This window comes from Streptomyces sp. NPDC056231 (assembly GCF_048270745.1).
Taxonomy (GTDB): domain Bacteria; phylum Actinomycetota; class Actinomycetes; order Streptomycetales; family Streptomycetaceae; genus Streptomyces.
Genome location: NZ_JBLVKW010000024.1, coordinates 60792 through 67174 on the forward strand (window position 1 = coordinate 60792; position 6383 = coordinate 67174).

The following is a 6383-nucleotide window of genomic DNA, read 5'->3' on the forward strand; positions in this document are numbered from 1 at the left end:
GCGTGCCGCCAGTGACCGCACGGGGCGACATCTGTTGCTCACGGCGGTGTCGAGCAATGGGAGCAGGCTGCTCCCGGACCACCCCGCTCTTCACTCATTGATTTCAGAGCATGATGAGCAGACGGGTTTTCGGCTTGAGCTTCCTATTCACCGAACGACTTTGTACGTACACCTCCAACTTGGGGTTGTTCCCCGCCTTCACGGAGACGGTCCCCTGAATATCCGTACCGAACAAAAGGCTGCGTGCCGCGTCGCCCGTATAGGCGCGGTCGGTGTCCTTCTCGACCACGATGACTTCTTTGTTCTGCTGAACCTGAGCCCGGGCGCCCAGCTGGTAGTAACACGAACCACGTTCGTACGTCACGCCCGGGTGCGAGTTGACGAAGGGGCGAATCTCGATATCCTTGTCGACTTTCAGGAGCCGGTACTTGTCGGCCGGAATCGGTTCGAGGTTCGCCCGCACCTCATCAACCGATATGCCCTGACCGACGGTGAACAGGTTCTTCGTGCCGCGCACCCCCTGCTCTCGCCCGCGGAGGAAACTGGTGGCGGCAGCGCGCACGGTGCCGATCGCCTCCTCGACGCCCTTCTGGGAATCCGCATCCCAGATGGCGATGTTCCCGGCCGGGAAACCGTAGTTCTGGGCGGTGCGCTTGGCCAGGGAGTTCGGAACGAGGATCGCGGAAGTCCAGTGGCCCGGAAGCCCTCTCATCTTCGCCGTGATCTTGTCGAGCCAGGGGCCAAGGATGGTCATGTCGCCGTCGTGCCGCCTGTCGCCACCGGAGGCGTTCTCCTCACCGTCCGTCACGACGATCTGGAGGAAGCTGTGCTCGCCGTATTCCTCCCAAATATGGCCCAGGTCGTCCAGGGACTTCACAGAAGCCTCGATGAGGGCCGTAGCTCCATTGTTGACCTGATACAGCCCCCGCATGGACGGCAGATGCTTCACGTCCATGTCCCAGACCAGGTTCTCCACCTTGTGGTCGAAGGAGTAGAGGCTGATCCGTGTCTCGTGGCCCAGGCTGTCGGACTCGGCCTTCAACCCCGCCACAAACTCGTCCACAACTCGAATGAGTTGACTCTGGTGCGGACGCATTGAACCCGAACAGTCCACCACCAGCGCGACGTGATTCACCTTGTGCTGGATCTTTTTTGCGGACACGTTTGTGCTCCCCCTCCGAGGCTCCCCGAGTGATGTCTTCACTTTATGGGGAGGCACTGACAACGGCGCTTGACGCTCAATCACCTGCCTGCGCCCAAGGGCTGTCCCGTCATCCCTGGCGGGCGCACGACGGCAGCTGCGGCACCTCGCTGCGTTGTCTACGCCCGAATACACCCAGTACGAGGACGCCACTCCGCGTTGCGACGCACCGCATCTGACGCCGCGCGCTGATCCACCAGGGATGACGGGACAGCCCTCAGGGCGTGCGTGCCAGACGCCGCCTGGCAGACGGGACGCGAGCAGCAGCACCCCCGCGGCGCTCACACCCCCGATGACCGATCCGCAGACGGCTGAGACTTCTGGCTCACTCTCGCCTCGCGCTCCGACCGGCCCGTCGGAGGCCGGCAACCGCGGGGATCAGAAACAGCTGATCACCGGTCGAAACGCTAGAGCACTTCGAAGTTGGCCATCATCGCCATGTCTTCGTGCTCCAGGTTGTGGCAGTGGAAGACGAAACGCCCCCGGTAGCCGGTGAATCTGGTGATGATGGCGACCGCCTCGCCCGGGCTCAGGTCGACGGTGTCCTTCCAGCCCGCGTCGTAGGGGCCGGGGGCCTCGCCGTTGCGGGAGAGTACCTGGAAGTGCGCCAGGTGAAGGTGGACCGGGTGGTGGAAGTCGCTGGTGAACCGCCAGACCTCCAGCGCGCCCAGCCGAGGGGTGGCGTCGGCCCGCATCGGGTCGTAGGGCCGGCCGTTGATCGTCCAGCCCTCGTCGCCCTGGTCGCGGAAGGCGAAGGTACGGGTTGCCGTCGCGCGCGCCGGGTCCAGACGCTCGATGCCCGACAGCCGCGCGGGCACGGCGCTGTCGTCGGTGGCGCGCCGGGCGATCCGGAAGCGCATGACCGCGGCGGTGGTGCCGCTGCCGAGCCGGTTGACGAGGGTGACCTCATCGCCGACCCGGTAGCGGGAGAAGTCGACGACGACGTCGAAGCGTTCCGCGGGCGCCAGTACGATCGCGTCGTGCGCTCTCGGGGCCGCCAGCAGGCCGCCGTCGGAGCCGATCTGCACCAGGGCGCCGCCGCCGGCGGGCTGGGGGTCCAGCTCCAGCCGGTAGCGGCGTGCGTTGGAGGCATTGAGGATGCGCAGCCGGTAACGGGCGGCGTCGACCTCCAGGACGGGCCACGGCGCACCGTTGACCAGGATCATGTCGCCCAGCACCCCTTCGACGTAGTCCGGCTGCACGCCCGGGGTGTGCAGCAGGGTCGGGTCGGTCGCGGGGTATCGGAAGGATCCATCGGCGTCGAACGCCCGGTCGGTGATCATGAGGGGGATGTCCCGGTCCCCGCGCGGCAGGGGCAAGGCCTCCTCCTCGTCGTCGTGTACGAGATGAAATCCGGCCAGCCCGCGCCAGACGGAGGCGCCGGTGAAGTCCATGCGGTGGTCGTGATACCAGAGCGTGGCGGCCCGCTGCTGGAAGGGGTACTCGTAGACGCGTGAGCCGTGGGCCAGGCTGGCCCGGTGGTCGTGGTGCGGGAGCGGTCCGGTGAACCCGTCCGGCACGATCAGGTCGGTGGGGTAGCCGTCGCTGGCCGACGGGGTGTGGCCGCCGTGCAGGTGTACGACGGCGGGCACAGGAAGCGCGTTGCGGTGACGGACAACGGTCCGCCGGCCGCTGCGGGAGACGAGGGTGGGCCCGGGGAAGATCCCCTCGTACCCCCAGATCGCGGTGGTGTGGCCGGGCAGGATCTCCTGGGTGGCGGCCTTCTGCGTCACCTCGTAGTAGTCGGTGGTGGCGTCCTGATGCGGGGTCAGCACCGGCGGTACCGGCAGCGGCACCCGGTACGGGGCGGGCAGCGGCAGCAGGCTGCGCAGCAGTTCCCCGGTCTGGACGGCGGCGGCCAGCCGCGGGATCTGTGTGCCCACCGCCGCCAGGGCGGCCGCCCCTCCCAGGGCGCCGAGGAGGCGGCGGCGCGGTATCGCCGGCCTCACGAGACCTCCTCCGCGGGCCGCGACGCCTCCGGGGACGTGCCGGGCGGCGGCACCCTCCCGGACGCTGACCCGGCGTCACCGGACGTGACCGGGACGGGGCCCGGGGGCAGGGGGCGCCACACCTGGACCAGGAGAAGCAGCCCGGCGGCAATGAGCGTCACGCCCAGCGGGACGTGCACCCCCAGGGTCCGCTGGTAGCCGAGAACGGCCTGCCCGGCCTCGGCCACAAGCAGCACGGCGCTGACCGCGGCCGGCCAGCCCGGACCGCGGCCCGGGCGCCAGTACAGCACCGCCACCACGACCTGCACGAGGCCGACGGCGACGATGACGTTGGCGTTGACCGCGTGCGCGGTGAGCATGTCGTAGTCACCGGACAGGAACCGCCCGGCGAGGACGGCCTGGGTGAACAAGGTCGCGGCGTGCACCGTCGTCACCGCGCGCAGTGCACCACGGGCCCGCCCGGGGCGCCGTCGCGGGTCCGGCGACTCGCGTGTGCCGGAGCCGCCCGGCTCGGCGGAGGCCAACGACGGCTGCATGGACGTCTCCCCTGGGCAGTGGATGATCAGCACGCAACCGTAGTCCGCCCTCTCATGCGCGTCTACGCCTGGACATAGGGGGCCGAGCCGCCCGCTTTCCGGACCGGGACCCTACGGGGCCCGGGCAGCCTGCGGCTCATCGGCGGGATTCCGCCAAGCTTTGCCCCGTCGCGCCGCCCGGCACGCCCTCCCCCAAGGCCTTAAGGGCCAGGGGGGACCCCCTTCCGCGTTGGCCACAAGCCCTGGTAGCTCCATCCCCAAGCTCTCAGCTTCGTTCGAGCAGGGGAGACCCCACCCCAGGACGTACGCCCGCCTTGCCATCGCACGCACCGGACGCCGCCCGGCCCGCCCTGCGGGCGTACGACGCTACTTTCGAAACACGCCCTGGGACGGTCAGGACAGCCGCCATGGGCGGAGCTTGTCCGGGTTGCGCACCGCCCAGATGTGCGTGATCCGGTCGTCGTCGGCAACCTTGAACGCGAACACCGTCTCGATCCCGCCCCCGGACTCGACCGCCAGGCCCGGCAGCCCGTTGACCGTGCGCTCGAGGATCGTCCGGGGCGGCGCGAACCGGGCGATCGTCAGGTAGAAGTGGGCAATCTGCTCGGCGCCCTCGATCGGCAGCAGGTGGGCGATGGCGCGGCCGCCGCCGTCGGAGATCGCGGTGGCGCCTGGGTCGAGCAGGCTGAGCAGGGCCTCGATGTCCTGCGCCTCCCAGGCCACCTTGAACCGCCGGACGACGCTCGCCTGCCGGGCCGCGTTCGGGCTCGCCTCGGTCCGCGCGGCGGCGATGCGGCGGCGGGCCGAGGACGCCAGCTGACGGCACGCCGCCGGGCTGCGGCCGACGATCTCGGCCACCTCGGCGAACGGGTAGCGGAAGACGTCGTGCAGCACGAACGCGACGCGTTCGGCCGGGGTCATCGACTCGAACACGACCAGGAAGGCCATGGTCACCGACTCGTCGAGGGTGATCCGGTCGGCCGGGTCCACGCCGGCGCCGCCCGCTGCCCCGGCGATCCACTCGGCCGAGTCGGGCAGCGGCTCCGGGATCCATTCGCCGACGTAGGCCTCCCGCCGGGCGCGCGCCGAGCCGAGCAGGTTCAGGCAGATGCGGCTGGCCACCTTCGTCAGCCAGGCGCCCGGGGACTCGATGACCTCCTGCTCCGCCCGGGACATCGCGTACCAGCGGGTGTAGGTCTCCTGGACGACATCCTCCGCATCGGCCAGGGACCCGAGCATCCGGTAGGCGAGATTGAGCAGCTGTCGCCGCTCGCTCATGATCGTGCTCAGGCCAGGATCCCGCTGCTCCTCTGCCTGCCGCTGTGCCTGTTCCGATGGAGTGGTCATAGGCTCTCCGGCTCCCTCGTTCCCGTGCCCTCTCCAGTACGACAAATCAGAGCGGTGGAATGTGAGGTCGGCGGCTCGCCTCACATTCGGCGGGGCTGCGTTGTCGGACTGGTGAAGACGAGTACACCATCCACAGGACAGGACGCTGAGCATGAACGACTTCCAGGAGATCGCCGACCGCGTCGAGATCGAGGCGCTGCGCGGCGATTTCACCGACGCGGCGATGATGCGCGACCGTGCCCGCCTCGCCGCGCTGTTCACCCCCGACGGCGTTCTGCGCATGCCCAACGTCCCGGTCGAGCTCATCGGCCGGGAGGAGATCCGGACCGGAGGCGAACGCCTGCAGAGCCAGTGGGACTTCTTCGTGCAGAACAGCCACCCAGGCACCATCCGGATCGACGGCGACACCGCCACCGGTCGCACCTACATACAGGAGATCGCGCGTCTGCTCGACGGTCGCTCGGGCCTGAACTTCGCCATCTACCACGACACCTACCGGCGTACGCCGGAGGGATGGAAGTTCGCCGAGCGGGTCTACGAGGTCAGGTACGTCGACACCACCCCGCTGGGGGGTTCGGCGCCCGGCCCCGACGCGGCGCACGACTCCGGTAAGGCCGGGGACGCCGTCCGGGCACCGGGTGCCGGTGAGGCGGACGCGTCGGCCACGGGGGCGGCCGACGACTTCGCCGCACCGGCGTCCGCGGAACGGCTGGACCGGGCGATCGCGGCGCTGCGGGCGAACGGCTTCACCGCCGAACTGCTCGACGACGCCGCGGCGGCCCGCGCCCGCATCAAGGATTTGATCCCGGAGGGCGCAGGCGTGTTCACCGGGGCCAGCGAGACGCTCCGGCTCTCCGGAGTAGCGGAGGACATCGAGGCGGGCGACCGCTACCAGGCCATCCGGCCACGCGTGCTGAAGATGGACCGCGCCACCGAGTCCGACCAGATCCGCCGGCTCGCGGCCGCCCCCGACGTCTTCGTCGCCAGTGTCGCGGCCATCACCGAGACCGGCTCGCTCGTCATCGCCTCGGCCAGCGGCAGCCAGCTGCCCGCCTCCGCCGGCGGCGCCGCGAGGGCCATCTGGGTCGTCGGAGCGCAGAAGGTGGTGCCCGACCTGAGCACCGCACTGCGCCGGGTCGAGGAGCACTCCCTCCCGCTGGAGACCGCGCGCGCCCAGGCGATCTACGGGCAGCCGAGCGCGGTCAACCGTCTGCTCGTCCTCAACGCCGAGCCGCAGCCCGGGCGCGGCACCGTCCTGCTGCTGCGCGAGGCCATCGGATTCTGACACCCCGCGTGATGAGGACGTGAGAACGCCGCGGGGGCGGACGGCGAGCCGTATCGGGCTCGCCG

Annotated in this window: 5 protein-coding genes; 1 reads left to right on the top strand and 4 read right to left on the bottom strand. The window is 69.9% G+C overall.

Features of this window, described 5'->3' with window-relative positions:
* Nucleotides 1-103: 103 nt before the first annotated feature.
* The 4 genes from ACNPQM_RS20045 to sigJ form a co-directional block, all read right to left on the bottom strand.
* Nucleotides 104-1162: a VWA domain-containing protein gene (locus tag ACNPQM_RS20045; protein WP_418085087.1), complete on the bottom strand. Its 1059-nt coding sequence runs from the start codon at nucleotides 1160-1162 to the stop codon at nucleotides 104-106.
* A gap of 446 nt (nucleotides 1163-1608) precedes the next feature.
* Complete coding sequence (locus ACNPQM_RS20050) at nucleotides 1609-3150, bottom strand: multicopper oxidase family protein (protein WP_418085088.1); 1542 nt, start codon at nucleotides 3148-3150, stop codon at nucleotides 1609-1611.
* Nucleotides 3147-3686: a hypothetical protein gene (locus tag ACNPQM_RS20055; protein ID WP_418085089.1), complete on the bottom strand. Its 540-nt coding sequence runs from the start codon at nucleotides 3684-3686 to the stop codon at nucleotides 3147-3149. Before ACNPQM_RS20055 ends, ACNPQM_RS20050 begins: the two co-directional genes overlap by 4 nt.
* Nucleotides 3687-4079: 393 nt before the next feature.
* Entirely contained in the window at nucleotides 4080-5033 is a 954-nt protein-coding gene (sigJ, locus tag ACNPQM_RS20060; RefSeq protein ID WP_418085090.1) for an RNA polymerase sigma factor SigJ, read from the bottom strand.
* Nucleotides 5034-5184: 151 nt separating this feature from the next.
* Here sigJ and ACNPQM_RS20065 point away from each other — a divergent pair, with 151 nt between their 5' ends.
* Nucleotides 5185-6318: an LUD domain-containing protein gene (locus ACNPQM_RS20065; RefSeq protein ID WP_418085091.1), complete on the top strand. Its 1134-nt coding sequence runs from the start codon at nucleotides 5185-5187 to the stop codon at nucleotides 6316-6318.
* The last annotated feature ends 65 nt before the right edge of the window (nucleotides 6319-6383 follow it).

What these genes read in the sequence shown, in the direction of transcription:
- sigJ (WP_418085090.1), bottom strand. Translation starts at nt 5,033, where the DNA reads ATGACCACTCCATCGGAACAGGCACAGCGGCAGGCAGAGGAGCAGCGG.
- ACNPQM_RS20065 (WP_418085091.1), top strand. Translation starts at nt 5,185, where the DNA reads ATGAACGACTTCCAGGAGATCGCCGACCGCGTCGAGATCGAGGCGCTG.
- ACNPQM_RS20055 (WP_418085089.1), bottom strand. Translation starts at nt 3,686, where the DNA reads ATGCAGCCGTCGTTGGCCTCCGCCGAGCCGGGCGGCTCCGGCACACGC.